Source organism: Streptomyces sp. ISL-66, from assembly GCF_018614135.1.
Classification (GTDB): domain Bacteria; phylum Actinomycetota; class Actinomycetes; order Streptomycetales; family Streptomycetaceae; genus Streptomyces.
This window is the reverse complement of the sequence record NZ_JAGGOW010000062.1, coordinates 21,385-48,110: the sequence shown is the minus strand read 5'-3', so window position 1 is coordinate 48,110 and position 26,726 is coordinate 21,385. Positions and strand designations below refer to the sequence as shown.

The following is a 26,726-nucleotide window of genomic DNA, read 5'->3' as shown; positions in this document are numbered from 1 at the left end:
GGGCCTCGCGGGCGGGCGCCGGATCCCCCAGGGGGACCTCGCGTACGGGCGCCTCGGGTGAGGCTGCGGCGTTCCCCGCGGGGCGGTCCGGTGAGGGCTCGCTCCGCGGCGGAGCCGCGTACGCCGTGACGGCGGTGGGAGTCTGCGGGGCCGGCTGGGGGAGCGGGTCGTGGGGCCGGGGGGTCGGCGGCGTGTCGGGGGCGGCGGGGGGCGGGGTCGTCAGGGTCATCGGGGGGTCTCGGCTTCCGGGGTGAGGAGGTCCGCGATGTCCAGGACGTGGTAGCCGCGCATCGAGGGGAGGCAGCTGCCGCGGACCGGGCCGATCACCGCGGACCAGGCGGCCGGGATGGCGCCCTCGCCGGACATCGCTCCGGCGAGGGCGCCCGCCACGGCGGCCGTGGTGTCCGCGTCGCGGCCCATGTTCACGGCCATCAGGACCGAGGACGGGAAGTCCCCGCGGCACGCGGCGAACGCGCCGAACGCCAGGCCCACCGCCTCGGGGGCCAGGTCCGTCCACGGGTAGCCGCCGATGACCACCGCGGAGCGCACGGCCCGTTCGCCGCGCGGCGCCGCCGTCACCGCCCGGCGCAGGGACCGGGCCGTCCAGGAGTCCGAGGGGATGACCGAGAGGGCCGCCGAGACGACGGAGGCGGGCGAGCCGCCCGCCATCGCCGCGGCGACGCCCGCCGCGACGGCCTGGCCGCCGTAGATGCCCTCGCCGTCGTGGCTGACGCAGCCGTCGATGGCGACGAGCCGGGCCGCCTCCGCCGGGCGGCCCGCCGCGAAGACCCCGAAGGGGGCCGCCCGCATGGCGAGACCGTCCGACCAGGCGTGGCGGTGCTGCGCCGAGATGGGGGCCGCCAGGCCCCGGCGGAGGTTTTCCAGGGTGCCGCGCTCGCTGAAGCCCGCGCCGCGGAACGGCCCCTCGTCGAGGTCCGCGATCCAGTGGTGCCACGCGCGCTCGACGTGCGCGACGGTGAGCGCCGATCCGTGGCGGGCCAGCAGCAGGCCCGAGAAGATCGCGTACTCCGTGTCGTCGGTGCCGGCCGGGTCGTCCGAGACGAAGCCCTCGATCCGGCCCCACTTCGCCCGGATCTCGGACGGCTTCATGTTCTCCGCGGGGGCGCCCAGCGCGTCACCCACCGCGAGTCCCAGAAGAGCGCCCCGGGCCCGTTCGAGGAGGACCTGCGGATTGCATGCAATCAGCTCCATGGCGCGCCTCTCCACTTGATGGGACTCATATTGAGCCCTTGGGGGATTTGTGCCATGGCATGTGGTTTGTCGCTCGCCGCGAAACACCCCGCCCGCACCCCCGTCACCCGGTCGCCGACCTCCAAAACCCCAGGTAAGTACGGCCTTCCTTGCTAGCGGGCACCTGAATTCGTGCGTAGTTTCGAGGTGTTCAGGGGGAGTGGGTGCCGCGCGTCGAGCGTGGCGCGCTTCTGCGTACCCACTCGTACAAAAGGGGAGATAGCCGCCATGTCCATCATCGACACCGAAGCACCGCTTCACACCGCCCACCGCGACAACCACACCCACCGCGACGTCAACGGCGGATGGCTGCGCCCGGCGGTCTTCGGTGCCATGGACGGGCTCGTCTCCAACCTCGCCCTGATGACCGGTGTGGCCGGCGGCGCCGTCGCCCCGCAGACCATCGTGATCACCGGCCTGGCCGGTCTCGCGGCCGGAGCCTTCTCGATGGCGGCCGGCGAGTACACCTCCGTCGCCTCCCAGCGCGAGCTCGTCCTGGCGGAGCTGGAGGTGGAGCGCCAGCAATTGCGCAAGCACCCCGTGGACGAGATGGAGGAGCTGGCCGAGCTCTACGTGTCGCGCGGCGTCGAGCCGGCGCTGGCCCGCGAGGTGGCCATGCAGATGTCCCGCGACCCGGAGCAGGCGCTGGAGATCCACGCCCGCGAGGAGCTCGGGATCGACCCCGACGACCTGCCGTCGCCGATGGTCGCCGCCGTGTCCTCCTTCGGCTCCTTCGCGCTGGGCGCGCTGGTCCCGCTGCTCCCGTACCTGCTCGGCGCGACGGTCCTGTGGCCCGCGGTGCTGCTGGCGCTGATCGGGCTCTTCGCGTGCGGTGCGGTGGTCTCCCGGGTCACGGCCCGGTCCTGGTGGTACAGCGGAATGCGCCAGCTCGTCCTGGGTGGCGCGGCCGCCGGTGTGACGTACATCCTGGGAACCTGGATCGGCGGAGCCGTAGGCTGACCCGGCAGGGAGTGAGACACTATGCAGTAGACAGCATAAGTAGTCGGTTACTCGGCGGTTTCGAAACAGCGTCCGCCGGGCATCACACCAGGGCGCCGGGCAATGAGGCCCGCCCCGCACGGGACCTTCGTCCGTGCCTCGATACATCAGGCACCTGCGAATGTCCCTTCTGTCTGCTCGAGCAGTGTCCGCATGTTGGAATGGCATATCCGCTTCGCGAGATTGTCGTCATCATGTAATCTGCACGAAATTTCGCAGAGGGCCAACGTCGTCCCTCGGCTATGCACATATGCCACGACGACGACGGGAGAGCCGATGCGTTCCGCATCCACGCACTCCGCGACCGGCCTCAGCAACACCGCCTGGTCGCCCATGGACGGTCGCCCCGCCCAGCAGGGCATGTACGACCCGCGCAACGAGCACGACGCCTGTGGCGTCGGCTTTGTGGCCAACCTCACCGGCGAGGCCAGCCACACGCTGGTCGAGCAGGCGCTGACCGTATTGCGGAACCTCGAGCACCGAGGCGCCACGGGCTCCGAGCCCGACTCCGGCGACGGCGCCGGCATCCTCTCCCAGGTCCCGGACGCGTTCCTGCGCGAGGCGACCGGATTCGACCTTCCCGAGGCCGGCGCGTACGCCGTCGGCATCGCCTTCCTCCCCGCCGACGGCCCCGCACAGGCCGTCGCCGTGGAGCAGATCGAGGCCATCGCCGCCGAGGAGAACCTGACGGTTCTCGGCTGGCGCGAGGTCCCCGTCACCCCGGACCTGCTCGGCAACGGCGCCCGCGCCACCATGCCGGCCTTCTCGCAGCTGTTCGTCAGCAATGGGACGAGCGGCATCGAGCTGGACCGCAAGGCCTTCGTGCTGCGCAAGCGCGCCGAGCGCGAGGCCGGGGTCTACTTCCCGTCGCTCTCCGCTCGCACCATCGTCTACAAGGGCATGCTGACCACCGGCCAGCTCGAGCCCTTCTTCCCGGACCTCTCCGACCGCCGCTTCGCGTCCGCGATCGCCCTGGTCCACTCCCGGTTCTCGACGAACACCTTCCCGTCCTGGCCGCTCGCCCACCCGTACCGCTTCGTCGCGCACAACGGCGAGATCAACACGGTCAAGGGCAACCGGAACTGGATGCGGGCCCGCGAGTCCCAGCTGGCCTCCGGCCTCTTCGGCGAGGGCGCGCTGGAGCGGATCTTCCCGATCTGCACCCCGGACGCCTCCGACTCGGCCTCCTTCGACGAGGTCCTGGAGCTGCTCCACCTCGGCGGCCGTTCGCTGCCGCACAGCGTGCTGATGATGATCCCGGAGGCGTGGGAGAACCACACCTCCATGTCGCCGGCCCGCCGCGCGTTCTACAAGTACCACTCCACGCAGATGGAGCCCTGGGACGGCCCCGCCTGCGTCACCTTCACCGACGGCACCCAGGTCGGCGCGGTCCTCGACCGCAACGGCCTGCGCCCCGGCCGCTACTGGGTCACCGACGACGACTTCGTCGTGCTCTCCTCCGAGGTCGGCGTCCTCGACATCGACCCGGCCAAGGTCGTCCGCAAGGGCCGCCTGCAGCCCGGCAAGATGTTCCTCGTCGACACCGCCCAGAAGCGGATCATCGAAGACGACGAGATCAAGGACTCGCTGGCCGCCGAGCACCCCTACGCCGAATGGCTGGAGACCGGCGAGATCGAGCTGACGGACCTCCCCGAGCGCGAGCACATCGTCCACACCCACGCCTCGGTCACCCGCCGCCAGCAGACCTTCGGCTACACCGAGGAAGAGCTGCGCGTCATCCTCGCGCCGATGGCCCGTACGGGCGGCGAACCGCTCGGCTCCATGGGTACGGACTCGCCGATCGCGGCCCTGTCCGAGCGCCCCCGGCTGCTCTTCGACTACTTCACGCAGCTCTTCGCCCAGGTCACCAACCCGCCGCTGGACGCCATCCGCGAGGAGCTCGTCACCTCGCTGCTGTCCTCGCTCGGCCCGCAGGGCAACCTGCTGGAGCCGACCGCCGCGTCCTGCCGCAGCGTCACGCTGCCGTTCCCGGTGATCGACAACGACGAGCTCGCCAAGCTGATACACGTCAACGCCGACGGCGACATGCCGGGCATGAAGGCCGCCACCCTCTCGGGCCTCTACCGGGTCTCGGGCGGCGGCGAGGCGCTCGCCGACCGCCTCGCGGAGATCCGCGGCGAGGTCGACGCGGCCATCGAGAGCGGCGCGCACCTGATCGTCCTCTCGGACCGTCACTCCGACGCCGAGCACGCGCCGATCCCGTCGCTGCTGCTCACCTCGGCCGTGCACCACCACCTCATCGCCACCAAGCAGCGCACCCAGGTGGGCCTGCTGGTCGAGGCCGGCGACGTCCGCGAGGTCCACCACGTCGCGCTGCTCATCGGCTACGGCGCGGCCGCGGTCAACCCGTACCTCGCCATGGAGTCCGTCGAGGACCTGCTGCGCGCCGGCACCTTCCTGTCCGGCCTGGAGCCGGAGCAGGCCATCAAGAACCTGATCTACGCGCTCGGCAAGGGCGTCCTGAAGGTCATGTCGAAGATGGGCATCTCCACCGTCGCCTCCTACCGCGGCGCCCAGGTCTTCGAGGCCGTCGGCCTGAACGAGGAGTTCGTCCAGGCGTACTTCGAGGGCACCGCCACCAAGATCGGCGGCGCCGGCCTCGACGTCATCGCCCGGGAAGTGGCCGCGCGCCACGCCAAGGCGTACCCGGCCTCCGGCATCGCGGCCACGCACCGCGCGCTGGAGATCGGCGGCGAGTACCAGTGGCGCCGCGAGGGCGAGCCGCACCTGTTCGACCCGGACACGGTCTTCCGCCTCCAGCACGCCACCCGCAACCGCCGCTACGACATCTTCAAGCAGTACACGGACCGGGTGAACGAGCAGTCCGAGCGCCTCATGACGCTCCGCGGCCTGTTCGGCTTCAAGACCGACGAGAGCGGGGCCCGCCCGCCGATCTCCATCGACGAGGTCGAGTCGGTCGCCGACATCGTCAAGCGCTTCTCCACCGGCGCCATGTCGTACGGCTCCATCTCCAAGGAGGCGCACGAGACCCTCGCCATCGCCATGAACCAGTTGGGCGCCAAGTCCAACACCGGTGAGGGCGGCGAGGACCCGGACCGCCTGTACGACCCGGCGCGCCGCTCCTCCATCAAGCAGGTCGCCTCCGGCCGCTTCGGTGTCACGAGCGAGTACCTGGTCAACGCCGACGACATCCAGATCAAGATGGCGCAGGGTGCCAAGCCCGGCGAGGGCGGCCAGCTGCCCGGCCACAAGGTCTACCCGTGGGTCGCCAAGACCCGGCACTCCACCCCGGGCGTCGGCCTGATCTCCCCGCCGCCGCACCACGACATCTACTCCATCGAGGACCTGGCTCAGCTGATCCACGACCTCAAGAACGCCAACCCGGCCGCGCGCATCCACGTGAAGCTCGTGTCCGAGGTCGGCGTGGGCACGGTCGCCGCCGGTGTCTCCAAGGCGCACGCGGACGTGGTCCTCATCTCCGGCCACGACGGCGGTACGGGCGCCTCACCGCTCACCTCGCTGAAGCACGCGGGCGGTCCGTGGGAGCTCGGCCTCGCCGAGACCCAGCAGACGCTGCTGCTCAACGGGCTGCGCGACCGCATCGTGGTCCAGACGGACGGTCAGCTCAAGACCGGCCGCGACGTCATCATCGCCGCGCTGCTCGGCGCCGAGGAGTTCGGTTTCGCGACCGCGCCGCTCGTCGTCTCCGGCTGCGTCATGATGCGCGTCTGCCACCTGGACACCTGCCCGGTCGGCATCGCCACGCAGAACCCGGTCCTGCGCGACCGGTTCTCGGGCAAGCCCGAGTTCGTCGTCAACTTCTTCGAGTTCATCGCGGAGGAGGTGCGCGAGCTCCTCGCCGAGCTGGGCTTCCGCACGATCGAGGAGGCCGTCGGCCACGCCGAGCTCCTCGACACCAGCAAGGCCGTCACGCACTGGAAGGCGCAGGGTCTCGACCTGGAGCCGCTCTTCTACGTGCCCGAGCTGCCCGAGGGCGCGGTCCGCCACGCCTTGATCGAGCAGGACCACGGCCTGGAGAAGGCCCTCGACAACGAGCTCATCGAGCTCGCCGCCGAGGCGCTGAACGCCGACTCCGCCGAGAGCGCCGAGCCGGTCCGCGCCCAGGTCGCGATCCGCAACATCAACCGGACCGTCGGCACCATGCTCGGCCACGAGGTCACGAAGAAGTTCGGTGGCGCGGGCCTGCCCGACAACACCATCGACCTGACCTTCACCGGCTCGGCCGGCCAGTCCTTCGGCGCCTTCCTGCCGAAGGGGGTCACCCTGCGCCTGGAGGGCGACGCCAACGACTACGTCGGCAAGGGCCTCTCCGGCGGCCGCGTCGTCGTCCGTCCCGACCGCGGCGCCGACCACCTGGCCGAGTACTCGACCATCGCGGGCAACACGATCGGCTACGGCGCCACCGGCGGCGAGCTGTTCCTGCGCGGCCGCACCGGCGAGCGCTTCTGCGTCCGCAACTCCGGCGCCCTGGTCGTCTCGGAAGGCGTGGGCGACCACGGCTGCGAGTACATGACCGGCGGCACGGCGGTCGTCCTGGGCGAGACGGGCCGCAACTTCGCGGCCGGCATGTCGGGCGGCGTCGCGTACGTCATCGACCTCGACCCGAACAACGTCAACGTCGGCAACACGGGCGCGGTCGAGGCCCTCTCCGACACGGACGCCCTGTGGCTGCACGACGTGGTGCGCCGCCACGAGGAGGAGACCGGCTCGACCGTGGCCGCGAAGCTCCTCGCTGACTGGACCGCCTCGGCGGCCCGCTTCAGCAAGATCATCCCGACCACGTACAAGGCAGTGCTCGCCGCCAAGGACGCCGCTGAGCTGGCCGGACTCTCGGAATCCGAGACGACCGAGAAGATGATGGAGGCGGCGACCAATGGCTGACCCGAAGGGCTTCCTCACCACCCCGCGCGAGACCGCCCCCACCCGTCCGGTGGCCGAAAGGCTGAAGGACTGGAACGAGGTCTACGTCCCGGGCTCGCTGCTCCCGATCATCAGCAAGCAGGCCGGCCGCTGCATGGACTGCGGCATCCCGTTCTGCCACAACGGGTGCCCGCTCGGGAACCTGATCCCGGAATGGAACGACTTCGCGTACCGCGAGGACTGGACCGCCGCCTCCGAGCGCCTGCACGCGACGAACAACTTCCCGGAGTTCACCGGGCGGCTATGCCCGGCGCCGTGCGAGTCCGCCTGCGTGCTCGGCATCAACCAGCCGGCCGTCACCATCAAGAACGTCGAAGTCTCGATCATCGACAAGGCGTGGGACAACGGCGACGTCACCCCGCAGCCGCCCGAGCGCCTGTCCGGCAAGACCGTCGCCGTCATCGGCTCGGGTCCGGCCGGTCTGGCCGCAGCCCAGCAGCTGACCCGGGCCGGCCACACGGTCGCCGTGTACGAGCGCGCCGACCGCATCGGCGGGCTGCTGCGCTACGGCATCCCCGAGTTCAAGATGGAGAAGGTGCACATCAACCGCCGCATCGAGCAGATGCGCGCGGAGGGCACCAAGTTCCGCACGGGCGTGGAGATCGGCCGCGACCTGGACGCCGTGAAGCTGCGCAAGCGCTACGACGCGGTCGTCATCGCGGCCGGCGCCACCGTCTCCCGCGACCTGCCGGTCCCGGGCCGGGAGCTCAAGGGCATCCACTTCGCGATGGAGTACCTCCCCCTGGCCAACAAGGTCCAGGAGGGCGACTTCGTGGCCCCGCCCATCACGGCCGCGGGCAAGCACGTGGTCGTCATCGGCGGCGGCGACACCGGCGCGGACTGCGTGGGCACCGCCCACCGCCAGGGCGCGGCCTCCGTCACCCAGCTGGAGATCATGCCCCGCCCGTCGGAGGACCGGTCCGCCGGTCAGCCGTGGCCGACGTTCCCGATGCTGTACAAGGTCACCTCCGCGCACGAGGAGGGCGGCGAGCGGATCTACTCCGTCTCCACCACCCACTTCGAGGGCGACGAGGACGGCAATGTCCAGGCCCTCCACCTGGTCGAGGTCGCCTTCGAGGACGGCAAGCTCGTTCAGAAGCCCGGCACCGAGCGCGTCCTCCCCGCGCAGCTGGTCACCCTGGCGATGGGCTTCACCGGCACGGACCAGGAGAACGGCCTGGTCGGACAGTTCGGCCTGGCGCTGGACGCGCGCGGCAACATCGAGCGCGACGCCTCGTACGCGACCAACGTCGACGGCGTCTTCGTCGCCGGCGACGCGGGCCGCGGCCAGTCGCTGATCGTCTGGGCCATCGCGGAAGGCCGCTCGGCCGCCCGCGGCGTGGACCGCTTCCTGACCGGCACCAGCGCCCTCCCGTACCCGGTCAAGCCGACGGACCGCTCGATCACGGTCTGACCGGCAGCACCGGCAGCACCCGCAGAACCCCTCCCCCGGGAGGACCCCTCATACGGTCCGTACAACGGAGTACGGAACCCCGACACTGCGCCCGCCACTTCCCCGACCAGGGCCGGCGGGCGCAGTGGCGTGTGAGGGGTCAGGCCTCGGGCGTGAACTCGTACCGCAGCTCGTAGAGGTGCCCGGCCTTGACCATGACGGTTGCCTCTACGGGGCGTTCGCCGTCGCTGAACACCGTGCGGAGCGTGCGCAGCACCGGCAAGTCACCGGGCAGCCGCAGGGTGCGGCACTGCTCCTGTGTGGGGACCCGGGCGGCGACCCGGTCGACACTCAGCCGGGGCGGGTAGCCGATCCGCGTGAGGAGGGTGGGCGCGCCGCCCTTGATCTTCCGGTCCTCGGCCAGTGGCGTGCCGTGGACGATGGCCAACGGGTAGTAGGAGCTGACCAGCTCGGCCGGTTCACCATCGATGTGCAGCAGCTGGCGGCGCAGTAGCGCGGACTCGCCGCTCTGGAGGCCGAGCACCGCTGCCACGTCGGCCGGTGGAGCTGCCTCGCCTACCTCCAGCAGCGTGCTGTGCGCGGTCGTACCGTGCTGGGCGGCGTGCGTGAGCCACGGGTAAGAGCCACCGGCGGGGGCCGACGCGAGGGAGCCCGCCGGGCGGATCGTCCGCTGTCGGTTCTCCCGTACGGTCACAGCCGCACCCGCGCGCCCGACGACCAGCCGCTCGTCCTTCAGGAGCTGCAACGCCTTCTGGACGGTGGCACTGGACGCGTCGAAGCGGGCCTTCAGGTGGATGGTGGACGGCAGCTTCGCGCCCGGAGCCAAGTCGCCGCTCATGATCTCGTCCCGCAGATCGGCGGCGATGCGGGCGTGCAGGGACCGTCGGTCGAGTGTCTCCTCATCAGGGGTGGGCAAGGTCATCCGATCTTGATCTCGTACCGCAACTGCTGGCGGTCCGCGGGCATGACCATCAGGTCCGCCTGGATCGGCCGGTCGTCCGCGTCCAGCGTGACTCGGGAAATCTGCAGGACGGGTTCGCCCGGTCCCGTACGCAGCTGGTCACATTCGTCCGTCAACGGCATCCGGGCTGTGACGTTCTCGACTGCCGTGACGCCGACGTGTCCCAGCTCGGCGAGCAGGGTGACCGCGCCGCCCCGGATCTTGCCGGTCGCGGCGAGGCGGGTGCCGGCCGCGATGGGAGCGGGGTAATACGTGTCGGTCAACTCGCACGGGACGTCGTCCAGTTCGATAATGCGGCGCCGCACGACGACGGTTTCGCCGGTCGCGATGCCCAGCATCTCCGCGACTGCGGGGGAGGCGGGCTGCTCGCCGGCATGCAGGATCCGCTGCCCGCCCCTGCGCCCGCGCGCCTCGGCCTCGGCGGTCCACGCGTCGGAGGCGCCGGCCGCGCGAAGTGCCAGGTAGGGCATCGATGTACTGGTCCACTCGCCGCTGCCCACGCTGTCCTCCCATGCGTCCGCTTGGCCTTGCGGCTCCCACGTTATGCGACCGGGGCGTCGAGCCCTAGTCCCCAAATCTGGCTGGTTTTTCCGAATAGCGATACGGTCTGTGTGGCCTTGGAAGCTCAGCGTTAAGGCGGTGGGGTTGGTATGTCCCTCTCTCGGCAGCAGCGGTTCCCTCGGGCGCGCGTCTCTGTGCGCGGCCCGTCAGTTCGTCGGTGACACGCTCGGTGAGTGGGGGATCGGTGACCGTCGCGACGACATACGGCTCTGCGCTTCCGAGCTCGCCACGAACGCCGTGCTGCACGGGGTGCCACAAGGGCGCGAGTTCGCGGTTCGAGTCGTCTGGGTGTCGGGCTTGCTGAGCGTTGAGGTCCGGGACAGCGGGCCGGGCTTGCCGGCTGCGCGGCGTGCGGCGCCCGAGGAGCTTTGTGGGCGAGGTCTGTGGCTGGTCAAGGAGCTCGCTGACGAGTTCTCCGTCGAGGACGAGTCGGTGGGCAAGACGGTTCGGGTGCGCTTCAAGGTGAGCGGTAACTGAACGCTGAACAAGGGCGCCCGCCAAGTCCCCGACCAGGGATGGCGGGCGCTGTGGCATGTCCGGGGCGGGTCAGGCCCCGGTCCACGCCGCTGCGCGGCGGGGCCGGCGGTTGGCTCGGGGTTCTTGACAGCGGTCCGACATCTAGAGTCCTATAGTGCTAGGAGCCTAGATGAATAGAGGAGGACAGTGATCGAGTTTCACCTCGATGCGCGGTCCGGCGTCGCGCCGTACATGCAGCTGATCCACCAAGTGCGCCAGGCCTTGAGGCTGGGCCTGCTGTCCGAGGGGGATCGGCTGCCGACGGTCAAGGACGTCGCGGCCAAGGTGGCGATCAACCCGAACACCGTGCTCAAGGCGTACCGGGAGCTCGAATACGAAGGTCTGGTCGCGAAGAAACCCGGAGTGGGCACGTTCATCTCCGGCACGCTCAGCGACGCCTCGCTCTCCGAGCACGAGCCGCTGCGTCAAGAGCTGCAGCGCTGGCTGGACAAGGCGCGGAGCGCCGGGCTGGGCGAGGAGAGCATCGAGGCCCTGTTCCTGAGCACCTTCCGCACCCGAATCGGCACGCACAAGCATCCCGAAGGGGAGAAATGACCGGCATTTTGGAAGCCAATGCGCTGGGCAAGCGGTACGGCCGCAAGCAGGCGCTGTCCGACTGCACCCTGAGCGTGCCGTCCGGGCGGGTCGTCGGCCTGGTCGGTCCCAACGGGGCCGGCAAGTCGACCCTGTTGCAGCTGGCCTGCGGGCTGCTCACGCCGACCTCCGGCACCATCGAAGTGCTCGGCGGCCGCCCGGCGTCCGGACCCGAGCAGCTGGCCAAGGTCGGCTTCGTGGCCCAGGACACCCCCACCTACGCGGGCCTGTCCATCGCCGACCACCTGCGCCTCGGCGCCCGGCTCAACCCGGGCTGGGACGACCGGCTGGCGCAGGAGCGGATCCGGCAGCTCGGCCTCGACCCCAACCAGAAGGCCGGCAAGCTCTCCGGCGGCCAGCGCGCCCAGGTGGCCCTGACCCTCGCCGTGGCCAAACGGCCCGAGCTGCTGATCCTCGACGAGCCGGTCGCCGCTCTGGACCCGCTGGCCCGGCGCGAGTTCCTGCAGAGCCTGATGGAGTTCGTGGCCGAGCACGGAGCCACCGTCGTGCTCTCCTCGCACCTGGTCTCCGACCTGGAACGGGTCTGCGACCACCTGATCTCGCTGGTCGCCTCCCGCGTCCAGATCGCCGGCGACGTCGACGAACTGCTCGCCACCCACTTCCGGCTCACCACCGCCCGCCGCGACGCCGCCGGCCTGCCGGCGGGCATGGAGGTGATCCAGGCAACCCACACCGAGCGGCAGAGCACGTTCATCGTGCGCGCCGACAAGGCGGTCCATGACCCCTCCTGGGTCCTGGAGCCGCTCAACCTGGAGGACATGGTCCTCATCTATATGAGTCAGGACTCGGCCGGATCCGGCCGCCGACCCACCCTGGAGGATCAGCGATGATCTGGCTGACCTGGCGCCAGTACCGCGTCCAGACGATGACGACCCTCGCCGCCCTGGCCGCGATCGCGATTTTCCTCCTGGTCACCGGCCTCCAGGTGCGCGATGCCTACGACAGCACCGTCGTCGGCTGTCAGGCCGACTGCGAATCGGCCAAGGAGGCCCTGGTCGCCAAATACCAGACCCTCTCCTACTACGTCACGGGCCTGATGATCGCCGTGCCCGGCATCATCGGGGTCTTCTGGGGCGCTCCGCTGATCGCCCGCGAGATCGAAGCCGGCACCCACCGGCTCGTCTGGAACCAGAGCATCACCCGCGGCCGTTGGCTCGCGGTCAAGCTCGGGGCCGTCGGTCTGATCGCCGTCGCCGTCGCCGGGCTGGTCAGCCTCCTGGTGACCTGGTGGGCGAGTCCGATCGACCGGATCAACATGGACCGGTTCACGCCCCTGCTGTTCGCCGGACGCGCGATCGTTCCCCTCGGCTACGCCGCCTTCGCCTTCACCGCAGGGGCCTGCGCCGGGCTGCTGATCCGGCGCACCGTGCCGGCGATGGCCGCCACCCTCGTCGTTTTCACCGCCGTCCAGATCCTCGTACCCTTCGCGATCCGCCCGCACCTCATGACGCCGGAACGCGCCGACGTCGCGCTCAGCTCCCTGTCCATGAGGCCGCCCGGTGCCGGCGGCGGGTCCGAAGCCCCGAAGGGCGGCTGGAAGGGCAGCGAGATCCGGCTGTCGGGTTCCGGTGACAACGCCCACCTGACGGTAGGGGTGTTCAGGCCCGGCGACTGGGTCGTGTCCGAGCCCGGTCCGGCGCTCGACGCGGCCGGCCGGGAGGTGCGCGGCAGCGCAGGCTGCGCGGTCGCCAGGATCGATCCCATGGAGTGCTTCGCCACCTCCGACCTCCACATAAAGGTGGAGTACCAGCCCGCCGACCGCTACTGGACCTTCCAGTGGATCGAGACGGGGATCTTCCTCGCCCTCTCCGGGCTGCTGGCCGGATTCTGCACCTGGTGGCTGCGCCGCCGAGTGGCCTGAGCCGGCCTGAGCCTGACGAACAGGTGGTTTGAGCCGGCCGGTTGAACGGGCGGCCGAAGCCAACGCAACTGGCTTCGGCCGCCCCTCGACTTTAAGGGGTCCTTGCCGAAGGGGGCACGAGGACCTACCCGCGAGTATTGACTAATAGTCAATATCTGGCCACGCTCAGAGTCAGCCGTCATCTCCGTCAGGGAGGTCGTCCCGTGGGTGTGGATCAGGAACTGGGCAGGTTGAGCCGGGAGTTGGGGGGTATCCAGCCTCCCGTGTCGTTCGCGGAGCTGGACGCCGGGGAGCTCGCGCGGCTCGCCGAGGCGCTCATGGCCGAGCGTGCGCGCCAGGCGGAGGGCCTGAACCAGGCCGCCGAGGAAGCGCTCAAGCTGGTCCCCGCCCTCGCGCGCGGGGCCGTACGCAAGGTGCTGTTCCGGTGAGCCGCGCCGAAGTGGAGAAGATCGCCCGGCTGGTGGGCGCGGACGCCGGAGAGCTCGGCTTCCTGCGCGGGCTGCCCGATGAGGACGTACGGACGTTCCGCGAGCAGGTCAGCGGCGTACTGAACGACGGCGCGCCCGAGATGCTCGACCGCATCGCCGCCGCGACCAAACTGGTGCCGGCCGGCGTGGCGGCCGCCATCTCGCAGAAGGCGCTCGGACCCCGGCTGGCCGCCGGCGTGGCCGGCCGGCTGGACGCGGGCCGGGCCGCCGACATCATCGAGAAGCTGCCCGTCTCCTTCACCGCCGAGGCCTGCGGACACCTGGACCCCCGGAAGATCGCCGGGATCGTCGACCGGCTCGACGAGGGCCTCGTCGTACGCATAGCCGTCACCCTCGCCGAGAACCGGGACCACCTCACCATGGGCCGGTTCGTCGGGCACATGAGGGACCGGGTGCTGCGCCGGATCCTGGAACAGGTGGACGACGCGGCGGTGCTGCGCGCCGGGTTCTACGTCGACCTGCCCGAGCGGCTGCCCCGCATCCTGGAGCTCATGGGCGATGACCGGCTCGCCGCGGTGGTACGGGCGGCGGCGGCCGAAGGGCTCTGGGAGGAGGCCCTCGGCGTCGCCGCGATGGTCGACGGCGACCAGCGGCTGCGGATCGCCGAGCTCACGGCCCGGCTCGACGGGGCCGAGCTCGCCTCACTCGTGCGGGTGACCCACGAAGCCGGCCTCTGGGAGTCCCTGCTCCCGCTCGTCGCGCTGCTCGGCGAGGACGACCGGCTCACCGTGGCCCGGCTTGACTCCCTGCGGGATCCCGACGTGCTGGCCGGAGCGGTACGGGCGGTCGTGGCGACCGCACTGTGGGGGGAGTTCCTGCCGCTGGTCCGGGCCCTGCCCGAGGAGGCGCGGAAGGTGGTGGCCGACGCCGCCGCGGGACTGGGCGACGCGGAGCTCGAGGGACTCGTGCGCGAGGTCGACGAACAGGACCTGTGGGAACTGGTCCTGCCGCTCGTCGAGCTCATGGACGAGGCGGGCAAGGAGCGGATCTTCGCGCTGCCCGCCTTCCAGGACCAGCGGGAGTAGGGGACCTCCGGCTGGGCCGGACGGGCCACCGGCGGGGCTTCTCCACTCGGAGGAGGGGCCCCACCGTCTGGTAACAGTGGGTCACATGCTGCCTCCCCACGCCATGTTGAGCTTCCTGCTCGGCGCCGCCCTCCTCGCTCCCCTCCCGTTCGCAACCACCGGCGGCCGCACCGTCGACTACCGCGGGCTGCGCCTCACCGTCCCCGCCGACTGGCGCATCGTCGACCTCGACCGCACCCCCGAAGCCTGCCTGCGCCTGGACCTGCCCACCCTCTACCTCGGGCACGCCGGCACCCAGGGTGACTGCGGGGCCGCCCGGGCCGCAGCCCCCCGTGCGGACACCCTGCACCTGGAGCCCCTCGACGGTGCCCCGCCGCGCGCCGACATCCCGACGGTGCCGGGGGACGGGGGCGATCCCCTGCCGAAGGTGCGGGGCGACAGCAACGAAATCCGCTACGCCCTGCGCCGCGCCGGGGTGATGGCCACCGTCTCCTACGGGGCCACGCCCGAGGCCGTACGCGGGGTACTCGGCCGGGCGGCCCGCGCCGCGCTGACGGCCCCGCCCGCGCAGGGCCCGGACCCGCGCCCGGGTCCCGCCAGGCCCCCGGTCCCCGCCGAACCGGCCGTCTCCGTCGGCCCCGGCCCCCGCCCCCGCAAGGCAGCCCAGGAGCCCTACCGGGGCGAGGGGTTCGACGCCTGCACCGCTCCCACCGAGCGGGCCATGAACGCCTGGCGGACCGACTCGCCCTTCGGCGCGGTCGGCGTCTACATCGGGGGCCGGGCCCGCGCCTGCGCCCAGCCGCAGCTCACCGCGCGGTGGGTGACCCGGCAGATCGAGGCGGGCTGGCACCTGATGCCGATCTGGGTCGGCCCCCAGCCCTGGCACAGCGCCGGCACCGGGCTCGCCACCGACCCGTCCGAAGCCAACGACCAGGGCAAGGCCGCCGCCGAGGGCGCCGCCCAGGCGGCCACCGCGCTGGGCCTGGCCGAGAACACGGTCCTCTACAACGACCTGGAGAACTACACCGACCGGGCCACCTGGGACGCCCCGGTCGTCGCCTACCTCACCGCCTGGACGGTCCGGCTGCACGAACTGGGCTACCGCGCGGCCGCGTACGTCTCGGCGAGCTCCGGGGCGAAGGCGCTGAGCGCCCACTACGCCCAGGCCCCGGACGCCATGCCCGACGTGCTGTGGGTGGCCCGCTGGAACGGCGCCGCCTCCGTCACCGACGCCGACCTCGGACTGCCGGCGGGCACCCGCCAGTGGGCCGGGGCGCGCCGGGCCCACCAGTTCCGGGGAGACCACGACGCCACGTACGGGGACGTGACGATCAACATCGACCGGAGCTGGGTGGACGTCGACCCCGCCGCCCTGCCGAAGGGCCGGCCGCCCCTGTACTAGCGCCGTGAGCCCGGAGCGTCCTCGCGGGCCGGCTCGTCGTCGTTGCCCCGGCGGATGGTGCGCAGGCCGCGCGCCGGGGTCCACGAGCGCACCACCAGGTCATCGCCCTCGACGCCGACGTGGACCACCTCCGTCAGCTCGGCGCGGAAGAGGTCGAAGGGGTGCGGCGTGTCGTTCTCCTCGGCCTCCTCCGCGTACCGGTGGAGCTCGGGCTGTTCCACGATCTCCACCGCGCGCCCGGCGATCCGCACGTCACCGTCCGGCATGGTCTCGCCCGCGCCCGGATTGGTGTGCAGCGCGAAGCGCCCGTCGCGCCGCAGGTCCTTCCCCTTCATCGAACCCGGCATCATGCCCAGCCACAGTTCGCCGCCGCGGATCTCGACGTTCAGCCCGGTCGCGCGGGGGGATCCGTCCTTGCGCAGGGTCGCCAGGACGTGGTGCGGAAACTGAGCGAAGCGCGCCTGGACGGCCGCGGCGAATTCCGGTTCGGCCTTCTCGAATGCGGCCCAGTTGTTCGTCGTCATACGTCCATCAAAGCGCGAGGCACCGACAACGGCGGGTCAGGCGCGCACGATGCCCGCCGCACGGGCCGCGGCCAGCCACGCCGGGAACTCGGCGACCAGGTGGTCGTACAGCACCGAGTCCGCGACGGCGCCCGGGTCCGCCCCGGCGTGGAAATAACCCGCGTTGTCCACCGGCCGCTTGCCGGGAACGGGGAGCTCGTCGAGCCGGCGCAGGAAGTCGAACTGCGTACTGCGCGTGTTCCCGAAGCCGATGAACTGCCAGAAGAGCGGCAGGCGCGCCGCCTTGCACAGGTACTTCTCGGCGGCGAGCTTGTTGACTGGCCCGCCGTCCGTCTGGAAGACGACGAGCGCCGGGGCCGCGGACCCCGAGTCGAGGTAGTGGTCGATCACCGCGTCCATCGCCGCGTGGTACGCCGTCTTGCCCATGTGGCCGAGCCCGGCGGCGATCTCGGTGACCCGCCCCGCGTGGGCGGCGAGGGAGACCTCCTCCAGCGCGTCGACCTCCGTGGAGAAGAACACGACGGGTACGCGGCCGTCGGCGTCCAGGTGCGCGGACAGCCCGAGCACCCGGTCAGCGAGGGCCTGCACGCTGCCGTCCTCGTAGTACGGGCGCATCGATCCGGAGTAGTCCAGGACCAGGTAGACCGCCGCGCGCCCGCCCTCCAGGCCGTGCTTGCGCAACGAGACCCCGGCGCTCTTGTAGAGGCTCACCAGCGCCGGGGCGGTCTCTTCGATCTTCCGGAGGTCCATCGCACTGCCCGTCATGGGCCCGAGGCTACGGCAGCGGCCCGGCGCGGCGGCTCTCCAGCTCCGCGATGTCGTCGAGCATGGCGGCCGCGAGGTCGCGCTCGGAGGCGTAGTACCGCTCCGCCCACTTGAGGGTGAGCGTCGGGTAGGCCCAGGCGGCCTCTCCCTTCGCCCCGTCCGCGTCGGCCACCGCGCGCCGCCGCATCTTCTCCGCGAACTCCTGGTGCTGTACGAGTACTTCGCTCATCTGCTCCGGCTCCAGCAGGTGGCCGAGCCACAGCCGCAGCATCGGACCGTGCTTGAGCACCGGCGGGTCGACGGGCGCCTCGCGCGCCCATTCCCGTACGGCCGTCATGCCCTCGTCGGTGATCCGGTACACCCGCTTGTCGCGGGTGCCGGTCTCCTGGGCGACCAGCCGCGAGGAGGCGTAGCCGGCCTGCTCCAGGCGCTTGAGCTCGCTGTAGATCTGGCTGAAGGACGGGCTCCAGTAGAAGAAGCGCAGCGACCGGTCCGACCACTTCTTCAGGTCGTATCCGGAGAGCTCCTCCCCGAAGGAGAGCAGCCCGAGCACCGCCCAGCTGGTCGCGGGGAGCGCGCGCTTGTTCGTCTCGTCTGCCACGCAGCGCAGTCTACGACCGGTCTTCGTGGTGGCTCTTCCCCCGGCAAGGCATGACTGCTAGAAGTATTCCTACTCGACATATATGGAGGGCTGAGCCGTGTCCGTCTCCCTCGGGGGCAAGGTCGTCGTCATCACCGGCGCCGGACGCGGCCAGGGCGCGGCCGGCGCCCGGCTGTGCGCGGAAGCCGGCGCGCGGGTCGTGGTCACCGACATCCGGGAGGAGGAGGGCCGCGCGGTCGCCGGATCGCTCGGCGACCAGGGCCTCTACGTACGGCACGACGTGGCCGACGCCGACAGCTGGGCGGAGGTGGCGGCGCAGGCCGTACGGGCCTTCGGCACCGTCTCGGCGCTCGTCAACAACGCGGCGCTGTGGCGCACCGCGCACGTGGAGCGGCAGCGTCTCGAGGACTTCGAAGCCCTGCTCCGAGTCAACCTGCTCGGCCCTTTCCTCGGCATCCAGGCGGTGGCCCCGCTGCTGCGCGCCGCCGGGGGCGGCTCGATCGTCAACGTCTCCTCCACCGCCGGGCTGACCGGCATCCCGGGCCACGCGGCCTACGGATCGACCAAGTTCGGGCTGCGCGGGCTGACGAAGTCGGCGGCGCTGGACCTGGCGGGGGACGGGATCCGGATCAACTCGGTGCACCCGGGGGCGATCGACACCCCGATGGTCGGCGAGGCGGTCGCTGGGCGGGACTGGTCGCACGTGCCGCTGGGCCGGATCGGCCGCCCCGAGGAGGTCGGGGAGCTGGTCCTCTTCCTCTGCTCGGACGCGTCCTCGTACATCACGGGCGCGGAGTTCACGGTCGACGGCGGGCTGACGACGCGATGAGCGCCTCGCGCCCCGCGGCGAGCGGCTCCCCGGGGGCCGGGACGCGCACATCACCCGGCATGATGTGCGCATGTCGATATCGGTCTCCGGGGCGTTGGTGCGCAACTCCCTTGCTCTCGCCGCGGAGTTCGCCGCCGTTCTGCTGGTGCGGGGTGACCGGCCGCACTGGCTGCCGGTCATGCTGGTGCTGTTCGCCTTCGTGTCCGGGGTGCCGAACGGCACCGACGCCGGCTTCGTCCAGCGGACGGCGCTGGCGATCGGTGCGGTACTGATCGTGGTGTGCGGTGTCCGGGCCTGGGACGAGGTCCTCTGGGAGGCGCTGACCGGGCTCCTGGTCCTGGTCCAGACGATCGCGCTGACCCGAGTCTCCCGGCGCTGACGGCCGGTCCCGCCGGCAGGCTAGAGCCGTTCGATGATGGTGACGTTGGCCTGGCCGCCGCCCTCGCACATCGTCTGGAGGCCGAAGCGGCCGCCCGTGCGTTCCAGTTCGTGCAGCAGGGTCGTCATCAGCTTGACGCCCGTCGCGCCCAGCGGGTGGCCCAGGGCGATCGCGCCGCCGTTGACGTTCACCCGCTCCGGGTCCGCGCCCGTCTCCTTCAGCCAGGCCAGGACCACCGGGGCGAACGCCTCGTTGATCTCGACCAGGTCGATGTCCGAGAGGGACATGCCGGTCTTCTTCAGCGCGTAGGCCGTCGCGGGGATCGGGGCCGACAGCATCCGGATCGGGTCCTCGCCGCGGACCGACAGGTGGTGGATGCGGGCGCGCGGGCGCAACCCGTGTTCACGGACCGCCCGCTCGGAGGCCAGCAGCATCGCCGCCGCGCCGTCCGAGACCTGGGAGGAGACCGCCGCCGTGATCGTGCCGCCCTCCATGACCGGCTTCAGGCCCGCCATCTTCTCCAGGGTGGTGTCCCGGCGCGGGCCCTCGTCCGCCGACACCGTGCCGTACGGCACGAGCTCCCGCTCGAAGCGGCCCTCGTCGATGGCGCGCAGCGCCCGTTCGTGGGAGCGCAGGGCGAACCGCTCCATGTCCTCCCGCGAGATCCCCCACTTCCGCGCGATCAGCTGCGCGCCGTGGAACTGGTTGACGGGGGAGTCCCCGTACCGGGCCCGCCATCCCGCCGACCCCGGGTACGGGCCCTCGGTGAAGCCCAGCGGCTCCGCCGCCTGCCGCGAGGCGAAGGCGATGGGGATCATCGACATGTTCTGGGTGCCGCCCGCGACCACCAGGTCCTGGGTTCCGGACATGACGCCCTGCGCCGCGAAGTGCACGGCCTGCTGCGAGGATCCGCACTGGCGGTCGATGGTGACGCCGGGGACCTCCTCGGGGAGTCCCGCCGCCAGCCAGGCCGTGCGCGCGATGTCCCCGGCCTGCGGACCCACCGTGTCGAGGCAGCCGAAGACCACGTCCTCCACGGCTGCCGGGTCGATCCCGGACCGCTCGACGAGCGCCTTCAGGACGTGCGCTCCCAGGTCGGCCGGGTGGACCTCGGCCAGGCCCCCCTTGCGCCGGCCCACGGGGGTGCGTACCGCTTCGACTATGTAGGCCTCGGGCATCGGAACTCCTCAGGAAGGCGTGCGTGTGGCGATGCCGTCCAGCACCATCGAGAGGTACTGGCGGGCGATCTCCTCGGGACTGTGCCGGCCGCCCGGCCGGTACCAGGACGCCGCCACCCACACCGTGTCGCGCACGAAGCGGTAGGTGAGGCGGATGTCCAGGTCGGCGCGGAAGACCTCGGCCGCGACCCCGCGTTCCAGCGTCCCCAGCCACGCCTTCTCGAACTTGACCTGCGAGTCGGAGAGGTAGTGGAAGCGGGGCTGCGCGGAGAGGTGCCGGGATTCCTTCTGGTAGATGGCGACGGCGGCTCGGTGCCGGTCGATCTCCCGGAACGATTCGGTGACGAGCGCCTCGATGGTCTCCCTGGGCCCGAGGCCTGCGGCGAGCACGGTGTCGTACCCGTCCCACAGCTCGGTCAGGAAGGAGGAGAGGATCTCGTCGAGCATCGATTCCTTGGAATCGAAGTGGTAGTAGAGGCTTCCGGCGAGCATCCCGGCGGCGTCGGCGATCTTGCGGACGGTGGTGGCGTTGTAGCCCTGCGCGGCGAAGACCTCGGCGGCGATGTCGAGGAGTTCGCGGCGGCGCTCGGGCGACGCCGTCACCTGGGGCTTCTTCTTGGCTGTCGGCTTGTTCGTTGGCACGTGCCCATTCTGGTCATACGTCGGCGCCGGGCTACGCGTGCTGACTGCTGACCGAGACGGTCTCGCCCGTCATGTACGAGGAGTAGCCGCCGGCCAGGAAGACGATGACGTTGGCGACCTCCCACGGCTCGGCGTACCGGCCGAAGGCCTCCCGGGCCGTCAGCTCGCGCAGCAGCTCCTCGCTGGTGACTTTCACCAGGTGCGGGTGCATCGCCAGGCTCGGCGCGACCGCGTTGATCCGTACGCCGAACTCGGCGGCCTCCAGGGCCGCGCAGCGGGTCAGCGCCATCACCCCGGCCTTGGCGGCGGCGTAGTGCGCCTGGCCGCTCTGGGCCCGCCAGCCGATGACGGAGGCGTTGTTGACGATGACCCCGCGCCCGCTGCCGGCGGCCCGGAAGGAGCGCATCGCGGCGCGGGTGCAGCGGAAGGTGCCGTTCAGGGTCACGTCCAGGACCCGGGTCCACTGTTCGTCGGTCATGTCGACGAGGTGCGCCGTCCCGCCGAGGCCGGCGTTGTTGACGACGATGTCGAGGCCGCCGAACCTTTCCCCGGCGAGCGAGAAGAGCGCCCGGACCTGTTCCTCGTCGGTGACGTCACAGGGCAGGGAAGCGACGCGCTCGGCGCCGAACTCCGCGGCCAGCGCGTCCTCGCTCTCCTTGAGGCGGCGGGCGTGCGCGTCGCTGATGAGGATGCGGGCGCCCTCCTCGAGGAACCGGCGGGCGGTGGCCCCGCCGATGCCGGCCCCGGCGGCCGCCGTGATGACCGCCGTACGGTCCGTCAGCAGCCCGTGGCCGGTCACGTACTCCGGTGCGTTCATGCCGCGTACCTCCTGGGGAAGGCCGGGGATCCGCTCGGCGACGATCTCGCGCGCCCCGGTGCGGAACTCCTCGACGCTGTCATGGTAGTACGTTAACCTACCAAACACTTGTTAGGGAAGCGTGCCCGTGGAGGACGCGAGGAGGCGAACACCTGATGGACCTGAACCATTCGGCGGACGTGGAGGCCTTCCGGGCCGAGGCGCGGAGCTGGCTGGCAGCCCACGTGCCCGCCGCCCCGCTCCCCTCCCTGGAGACCGGGGAGGGCTTCGCCGCGCACCGGGAATGGGAGGCGCTCCTGCACGCGGAGCGCTGGTCGGTGGTCTCCTGGCCCGAGCGGTACGGCGGCCGGGGCGTCGACATCGAACGGTGGCTGGTCTTCGAGGAGGAGTACTGGGCCGCGGGCGCGCCCGGCCGGGTCTCCCAGAACGGCATCAACCTCCTCGCCCCCACCCTCTTCGACCACGCCACCGACGAACAGCGCGCCCGCGTCCTGCCCCCCATGGCGAGCGGCGAGGTGATCTGGGCCCAGGCCTGGTCGGAGCCGGAATCCGGCTCCGACCTCGCCTCCCTCAAGTCCAGGGCCGTCCGCACCGAAGGCGGCTGGCTGCTGTCCGGACAGAAGACCTGGTCCTCGCGGGCCGCCTTCGCCGACCGCGCCTTCGGCATCTTCCGCACCGACCCCGACGCCCCCAAACCGCACCAGGGGCTCACCTACCTGATGTTCGACCTGCGCGCCCCCGGGGTCACCGTGCGGCCCATCGGCCGCCTCGACGGCAAACCGGCCTTCGCCGAGCTCTTCCTCGACGAGGTCTTCGTGCCCGACACGGACGTCATCGGCGAGCCCGGCCAGGGCTGGCGGATCGCCATGTCCACCACCGGCAACGAGCGCGGGCTCACCCTGCGCGCCCCCGGCCGCTTCCTCGCCGCCGCCGACCGCCTCGTAGGGCTGTGGGAGAGCGCCGGGGACCCCGCGGACACCGCGCTGCGCGACCGGGTCGCCGACGCCGTGGTCGGGGCGCGCGCCTACCAGCTGTTCACCTGGGCCAACGCCTCCCGCTTCGCCGCCGGCCAGACCATCGGCGCCGAGTCCAGCCTGAACAAGGTGTTCTGGTCCCAGTACGACATCGCCCTGCACGAGAGCGCCCTCGACCTGCTGGGTCCCGACGCGGAGCTCGCCGACGGCGAATGGGCCGAACCGTGGATCTTCTCGCTCGCCGGACCCATCTACGCGGGGACCAACGAGATCCAGCGCGACATCATCGCCGAGCGCCTGCTCGGCCTCCCGAAGGGCCGCCGCTGATGCGCTTCCTGCTCACCGAGGAACAGGCGGCCTTCGCCCGCACCCTGCACGGCCTGCTCGCCGCCTCGGAGGTACCCGCGGCCGTACGGGCCTGGGGCGCGGGCGACCACGCCCCGGGCCGGGCGCTCTGGGCGCGGCTCGCCGACACCGGCCTGTTCGCCCTCGCCGCCGACGAGGCCCACGACGGCGTGGGCCCGCTGCCACTGGAGCAGGCGCTCGGCTTCGTGGAGCTGGGCCGGGCCGCGGTGCCGGGCCCGGTCGTGGAGACCGCGGCCGCCGCCGTACTCCTCACCCGGCTCGGCGACGAGACGCTGGCGAAACGCTTCCTGCCGGGACTGGTCGCGGGGGAGAGCACCGCGACGCTGACCCTGCCCGCCGGGGGACCGTACGCCCTGGACGCGGACGCGGCCACGCACCTCTTCACGGTGTCGCCCGCGGGCGAGCTGCGCCTCTCCGCCGCCACCGGCCCGCAGCGGGCCTCCACCGACCCCGCCCGGCGCCTCGCCCTGCCCGACGGCGGCGGCGAGCTGCTCGCGGCCGGCCCGGCGGTCACCGCGGCGGCCCGGGCGGCCGGAAACTGGGCCCGGCTGCTCACGGCCGCCCAGAGCCTGGGCGTCGGCGAGGCGCTCCTCGCCCGCACGGTCGAGTACGCGAAGCGGCGCACCCAGTTCGCCGCGCCGATCGGGAGCTTCCAGGCGGTCAAGCACCGGCTGGCCGACACCCTGCTCGGCCTGGAGTTCGCCCGGCCGCTGCTCTGGGCGGCCGCCCTGTCGCTCGAACCCGGCGAGATCGCGGCGGCGAAGCTGACGGCCGGCGAGGCTGCGTACGCGGCGGCCATGACCGCGCTCCAGCTGCACGGCGCCATCGGCTACACCGAGGAGCTCGACCTCTCGCTGTGGCTGCGCAAGGCCCGACCGCTGCGCGACGCGTGGGGCGGCCCCGCGCAGTGCCGGGCGGCGGTGCTCCAGGGGCGCACGCGGTAGCCGCGAGGGCTCACCACGCGAGGGGTCGACAAATGGGGCCAAATGCGCCACGGATCCGCTGGCCGGGTGAATCTTTACGCCCAAGATCGAGAGGTCCGCCTCGACGTCGTGAACGGCGCCCCGGAGGGGGTGCGGATCGCCCACGACCCAGGCGGGACAAGGGTTCCGGGGCTCCGGGCGGCTCGCGCGGAGGTGGGCGGGCGCCTGCGCGCGCGAGGCGCGCGGGACAGAGGTCACATGCTCGCCCTCGGCACCCCCCGGCCGACGTGTGCTAGCTTAGAGCCCGTTGCAGTTGTGGTACCCATGAACTTTATGTGCGCCTGACGGGAATGCTCCGACAGGCGCTTTTATTGTTTTGCCGGAATCTCCGGATGGGGCCCTTTGCCGCCTATTCAGGAGATTCAAAATGGCACTTGGCACCGTGAAGTGGTTCAACTCGGAAAAGGGCTTCGGCTTCATCGAGCAGGACGGTGGCGGCCCGGACGTCTTCGCCCACTACTCGAACATCGCCACCCAGGGCTTCCGTGAGCTCAACGAGGGCCAGCGCGTGTCCTTCGACGTCACCCAGGGCCAGAAGGGCCCGCAGGCCGAGAACATCCTGCCTGCCTGACGTATTCAGCACGCCGGGGTCCGCACCGAGTAGGTGCGGGCCCCGGCTTGTCTGCTGTTTCGACCCGTTTGCAGCAGTTGTTTGCAGTACCTGCCGGTTTCAGGAGGGCTTTCTCGCATGACCAGCTCCAGCTCCGCACGACCCAGCCGCCGCCCCACCCGGGGTCGAGGTGCGGCCCAGGGACGTCCGAAGACTGGCGCGGGACGGCAGAAGTCCGCCCCCGTGGCCAGGCCCCAAGAATTCACCATGCCCGAACCGCTGACCCCGGCCCTGTCGCCGGTGGACGCGTTCGAGGACATGGACATGCCCGAGGCGCTGCTGAAGACCCTCGCCGCCCAGGGCGTCACCGAGCCGTTCCCGATCCAGGCCGCGACCCTGCCGAACTCCCTGGTCGGCCGTGACCTCCTCGGCCGCGGCCGCACCGGCTCCGGCAAGACCCTCTCCTTCGGTCTGCCGACCCTGGCCTCGCTGGCCGGCGGCCACACCGAGAAGAAGAAGCCCCGCGCGATCATCCTGACGCCGACGCGTGAGCTCGCGATGCAGGTCGCGGACGCCCTCCAGCCCTACGGCGACGTGCTCGGCCTCAAGATGAAGGTCGTCTGCGGCGGTACCTCCATGAGCAACCAGATCTTCGCTCTGGAGCGCGGCGTCGACGTCCTCGTCGCCACCCCGGGCCGTCTGCGCGACATCATCAACCGCGGCGCCTGCTCCCTGGCGAACGTCCAGGTCGCGGTCCTCGACGAGGCCGACCAGATGGCGGACCTGGGCTTCCTGCCCGAGGTCACCGAGCTGCTCGACCAGATCCCCGGCGGCGGCCAGCGCATGCTCTTCTCCGCCACCATGGAGAACGAGATCGGCACCCTGGTCAAGCGCTACTTGACCAACCCCGTCACGCACGAGGTCGACAGCGCGCAGGGCAACGTCACGACCATGACGCACCACGTCCTCGTCGTGAAGCCGAAGGACAAGGCGCCGGTCACGGCCGCCATCGCCGCCCGCAAGGGCCGCACGATCATCTTCGTCCGCACCCAGCTGGGCGCCGACCGCATCGCCGAGCAGCTCATCGAGTCCGGCGTGAAGGCCGACGCGCTGCACGGCGGCATGACGCAGGGTGCCCGTACCCGCGTCCTCGCCGACTTCAAGGACGGCTACGTCAACGCGCTCGTCGCCACCGACGTCGCCGCCCGCGGCATCCACGTCGACGGCATCGACCTGGTCCTGAACGTGGACCCGGCCGGCGACCACAAGGACTACCTGCACCGCTCGGGCCGCACCGCCCGCGCCGGCAAGTCGGGCGTGGTCGTCTCCCTCGCCCTGCCGCACCAGCGCCGCCAGATCTTCCGCCTGATGGAGGACGCGGGCGTGGACGCCTCGCGCCACATCGTCCAGGGCGTCGGCGCGTTCGACCCCGAGGTCGCCGAGATCACCGGTGCCCGTTCGCTGACGCAGGTTCAGGCCGACTCCGCGAACAACGCCGCGAAGCAGGCCGAGCGCGAGGTCGCCGACCTCACCAAGCAGCTGGAGCGCCTGTCGCGCCGTGCCGTCGAGCTGCGCGAGGAGGCCGACCGCCTGGTCGCCCGCTCCGCGCGTGAGCGCGGCGAGGACCCGGAGGCCGCTGTGGCCGAGGTGGTCGAGGCCGCCGTGGCCGAGGTCGCGGCCTCCGTGGCCGAGCCGGTCGCCGAGGAGCGCCCCGCGTTCCAGAGCCGTGACGACCGTGGCAACTTCGAGCGCCGTGACAACCGTCGCGACGACCGTGGTGGCGACCGCGGCGGTGACCGTGGCGGCTTCCGCCGCGACGACAACCGCGGTGGCGACCGTGGCGGCTTCCGCTCCGGTGGCGACCGTCCCTCCGGTGGTGGCTTCCGCTCCGGTGGCGACCGTCCGTCCGGTGGCGGCTTCCGCTCGGGCGGCGACCGTCCGTCCGGTGGTGGCTTCCGTCGTGACGACCGTCCGTCGGGCACCTTCAACCGTGACGACCGCGGTGGCGACCGTGGCGGCTTCCGCTCCGGTGGCGACCGTCCCTCCGGTGGTGGCTTCCGCTCCGGTGGCGACCGTCCGGCCGGTGGTGGCTTCCGCTCGGG

General features: G+C 71.6%; 25 protein-coding genes and 1 pseudogene. 16 read left to right on the top strand and 10 right to left on the bottom strand.

What is annotated here, in order from left to right; genetic code table 11:
- Nucleotides 1–229 (bottom strand): annotated as a pseudogene (locus tag J7E97_RS13130) (hypothetical protein); the annotation flags it as partial.
- Complete coding sequence (locus J7E97_RS13125) at nucleotides 226–1,212, bottom strand: ADP-ribosylglycohydrolase family protein (protein ID WP_215026203.1); 987 nt, start codon at nucleotides 1,210–1,212, stop codon at nucleotides 226–228. The gene J7E97_RS13125 and the pseudogene J7E97_RS13130, both read right to left, overlap by 4 nt.
- Before the next feature lie 267 nt (nucleotides 1,213–1,479).
- On the opposite strand from J7E97_RS13125, the gene J7E97_RS13120 reads away from it, so the two are divergent.
- The 3 genes from J7E97_RS13120 (at nucleotide 1,480) to J7E97_RS13110 (ending at nucleotide 8,587) form a co-directional block, all read left to right on the top strand.
- The gene (locus J7E97_RS13120) at nucleotides 1,480–2,211 is read left to right on the top strand and encodes a VIT1/CCC1 transporter family protein (protein ID WP_215026200.1); all 732 of its coding nucleotides are present in this window, start codon (nucleotides 1,480–1,482) and stop codon (nucleotides 2,209–2,211) included.
- A 372-nt stretch (nucleotides 2,212–2,583) separates the two neighbouring features.
- Nucleotides 2,584–7,134, top strand: a complete 4,551-nt coding sequence (gene gltB / locus J7E97_RS13115) for a glutamate synthase large subunit (protein WP_215026221.1) — start codon at nucleotides 2,584–2,586, stop codon at nucleotides 7,132–7,134.
- Nucleotides 7,127–8,587 carry a glutamate synthase subunit beta gene (locus J7E97_RS13110; protein WP_215026197.1) on the top strand — a complete coding sequence of 487 codons (1,461 nt, stop codon included), beginning with the start codon at nucleotides 7,127–7,129 and terminating at the stop codon, nucleotides 8,585–8,587. Before gltB ends, J7E97_RS13110 begins: the two co-directional genes overlap by 8 nt.
- Nucleotides 8,588–8,726: 139 nt before the next feature.
- Here the strand turns inward: J7E97_RS13110 and J7E97_RS13105 are convergent, their stop codons facing one another.
- Both J7E97_RS13105 and J7E97_RS13100 read right to left on the bottom strand, forming a co-directional pair.
- Nucleotides 8,727–9,509 carry a GntR family transcriptional regulator gene (locus J7E97_RS13105; protein WP_215026194.1) on the bottom strand — a complete coding sequence of 261 codons (783 nt, stop codon included), beginning with the start codon at nucleotides 9,507–9,509 and terminating at the stop codon, nucleotides 8,727–8,729.
- A complete protein-coding gene (locus tag J7E97_RS13100; RefSeq protein WP_215026191.1) occupies nucleotides 9,506–10,048 on the bottom strand; it encodes a GntR family transcriptional regulator in 543 nt (180 codons plus the stop codon). Before J7E97_RS13100 ends, J7E97_RS13105 begins: the two co-directional genes overlap by 4 nt.
- Nucleotides 10,049–10,187: 139 nt before the next feature.
- On the opposite strand from J7E97_RS13100, the gene J7E97_RS13095 reads away from it, so the two are divergent.
- From J7E97_RS13095 to J7E97_RS13065, 7 genes are all read left to right on the top strand, one after another.
- Nucleotides 10,188–10,586, top strand: a complete 399-nt coding sequence (locus tag J7E97_RS13095) for an ATP-binding protein (protein ID WP_308346484.1) — start codon at nucleotides 10,188–10,190, stop codon at nucleotides 10,584–10,586.
- Between the two features lie 186 nt (nucleotides 10,587–10,772).
- Nucleotides 10,773–11,180 (top strand): GntR family transcriptional regulator, encoded by a 408-nt coding sequence (locus J7E97_RS13090; RefSeq protein WP_308346483.1) that lies wholly within the window; start codon nucleotides 10,773–10,775, stop codon nucleotides 11,178–11,180.
- Nucleotides 11,177–12,070, top strand: coding sequence for an ABC transporter ATP-binding protein (locus J7E97_RS13085; RefSeq protein WP_215026188.1), 894 nt, complete (start codon nucleotides 11,177–11,179; stop codon nucleotides 12,068–12,070). The genes J7E97_RS13090 and J7E97_RS13085 overlap by 4 nt, the downstream gene beginning before the upstream one ends.
- On the top strand, nucleotides 12,067–13,101 hold the full coding sequence (locus tag J7E97_RS13080) for an ABC transporter permease (RefSeq protein WP_215026185.1): 1,035 nt from the start codon (nucleotides 12,067–12,069) through the stop codon (nucleotides 13,099–13,101). The genes J7E97_RS13085 and J7E97_RS13080 overlap by 4 nt, the downstream gene beginning before the upstream one ends.
- A 263-nt stretch (nucleotides 13,102–13,364) precedes the next feature.
- Nucleotides 13,365–13,529, top strand: a complete 165-nt coding sequence (locus tag J7E97_RS13075) for a hypothetical protein (RefSeq protein ID WP_251054386.1) — start codon at nucleotides 13,365–13,367, stop codon at nucleotides 13,527–13,529.
- Nucleotides 13,526–14,614 (top strand): hypothetical protein, encoded by a 1,089-nt coding sequence (locus tag J7E97_RS13070; RefSeq protein ID WP_215026182.1) that lies wholly within the window; start codon nucleotides 13,526–13,528, stop codon nucleotides 14,612–14,614. Before J7E97_RS13075 ends, J7E97_RS13070 begins: the two co-directional genes overlap by 4 nt.
- 85 nt (nucleotides 14,615–14,699) lie before the next feature.
- Complete coding sequence (locus J7E97_RS13065; protein ID WP_215026178.1) at nucleotides 14,700–16,016, top strand: DUF1906 domain-containing protein; 1,317 nt, start codon at nucleotides 14,700–14,702, stop codon at nucleotides 16,014–16,016.
- Here the strand turns inward: J7E97_RS13065 and J7E97_RS13060 are convergent.
- From J7E97_RS13060 to J7E97_RS13050, 3 genes are read right to left on the bottom strand one after another with little or no spacing between them, the layout of a single operon-like run.
- The gene (locus J7E97_RS13060; protein ID WP_215026175.1) at nucleotides 16,013–16,540 is read right to left on the bottom strand and encodes a pyridoxamine 5'-phosphate oxidase family protein; all 528 of its coding nucleotides are present in this window, start codon (nucleotides 16,538–16,540) and stop codon (nucleotides 16,013–16,015) included. The two genes, J7E97_RS13065 and J7E97_RS13060, sit on opposite strands and share 4 nt — an antisense overlap.
- A gap of 36 nt (nucleotides 16,541–16,576) precedes the next feature.
- Complete coding sequence (locus J7E97_RS13055; protein WP_215026173.1) at nucleotides 16,577–17,305, bottom strand: VWA domain-containing protein; 729 nt, start codon at nucleotides 17,303–17,305, stop codon at nucleotides 16,577–16,579.
- A 10-nt stretch (nucleotides 17,306–17,315) separates the two neighbouring features.
- Nucleotides 17,316–17,906 carry a PadR family transcriptional regulator gene (locus tag J7E97_RS13050; RefSeq protein ID WP_215026171.1) on the bottom strand — a complete coding sequence of 197 codons (591 nt, stop codon included), beginning with the start codon at nucleotides 17,904–17,906 and terminating at the stop codon, nucleotides 17,316–17,318.
- 97 nt (nucleotides 17,907–18,003) lie between these two features.
- On the opposite strand from J7E97_RS13050, the gene J7E97_RS13045 reads away from it, so the two are divergent.
- Nucleotides 18,004–18,735: a glucose 1-dehydrogenase gene (locus J7E97_RS13045; protein ID WP_215026169.1), complete on the top strand. Its 732-nt coding sequence runs from the start codon at nucleotides 18,004–18,006 to the stop codon at nucleotides 18,733–18,735.
- A gap of 70 nt (nucleotides 18,736–18,805) precedes the next feature.
- Nucleotides 18,806–19,114 carry a hypothetical protein gene (locus tag J7E97_RS13040; protein ID WP_215026167.1) on the top strand — a complete coding sequence of 103 codons (309 nt, stop codon included), beginning with the start codon at nucleotides 18,806–18,808 and terminating at the stop codon, nucleotides 19,112–19,114.
- A gap of 20 nt (nucleotides 19,115–19,134) precedes the next feature.
- On the opposite strand, the gene J7E97_RS13035 is transcribed toward J7E97_RS13040, so the two are convergent.
- Genes J7E97_RS13035 through J7E97_RS13025 form a run of 3 tightly spaced genes read right to left on the bottom strand, consistent with a single transcriptional unit; the run spans nucleotide 19,135 to nucleotide 21,751 of the window.
- On the bottom strand, nucleotides 19,135–20,292 hold the full coding sequence (locus J7E97_RS13035) for an acetyl-CoA C-acetyltransferase (RefSeq protein WP_215026165.1): 1,158 nt from the start codon (nucleotides 20,290–20,292) through the stop codon (nucleotides 19,135–19,137).
- Between the two features lie 9 nt (nucleotides 20,293–20,301).
- The gene (locus J7E97_RS13030) at nucleotides 20,302–20,934 is read right to left on the bottom strand and encodes a TetR/AcrR family transcriptional regulator (protein ID WP_215026163.1); all 633 of its coding nucleotides are present in this window, start codon (nucleotides 20,932–20,934) and stop codon (nucleotides 20,302–20,304) included.
- A 31-nt stretch (nucleotides 20,935–20,965) separates the two neighbouring features.
- A complete protein-coding gene (locus J7E97_RS13025; RefSeq protein WP_215026216.1) occupies nucleotides 20,966–21,751 on the bottom strand; it encodes an SDR family oxidoreductase in 786 nt (261 codons plus the stop codon).
- A 155-nt stretch (nucleotides 21,752–21,906) separates the two neighbouring features.
- Here J7E97_RS13025 and J7E97_RS13020 point away from each other — a divergent pair, with 155 nt between their 5' ends.
- From J7E97_RS13020 to J7E97_RS13005, 4 genes are all read left to right on the top strand, one after another.
- On the top strand, nucleotides 21,907–23,052 hold the full coding sequence (locus J7E97_RS13020; RefSeq protein WP_215026160.1) for an acyl-CoA dehydrogenase family protein: 1,146 nt from the start codon (nucleotides 21,907–21,909) through the stop codon (nucleotides 23,050–23,052).
- Entirely contained in the window at nucleotides 23,052–24,035 is a 984-nt protein-coding gene (locus tag J7E97_RS13015; RefSeq protein WP_215026157.1) for an acyl-CoA dehydrogenase family protein, read from the top strand. The genes J7E97_RS13020 and J7E97_RS13015 overlap by 1 nt, the downstream gene beginning before the upstream one ends.
- 406 nt (nucleotides 24,036–24,441) lie before the next feature.
- On the top strand, nucleotides 24,442–24,645 hold the full coding sequence (locus J7E97_RS13010; protein WP_112447913.1) for a cold-shock protein: 204 nt from the start codon (nucleotides 24,442–24,444) through the stop codon (nucleotides 24,643–24,645).
- Between the two features lie 246 nt (nucleotides 24,646–24,891).
- A partial coding sequence (locus tag J7E97_RS13005; protein WP_251054384.1) for a DEAD/DEAH box helicase occupies nucleotides 24,892–26,726 on the top strand: 1,835 nt, incomplete at its 3' end.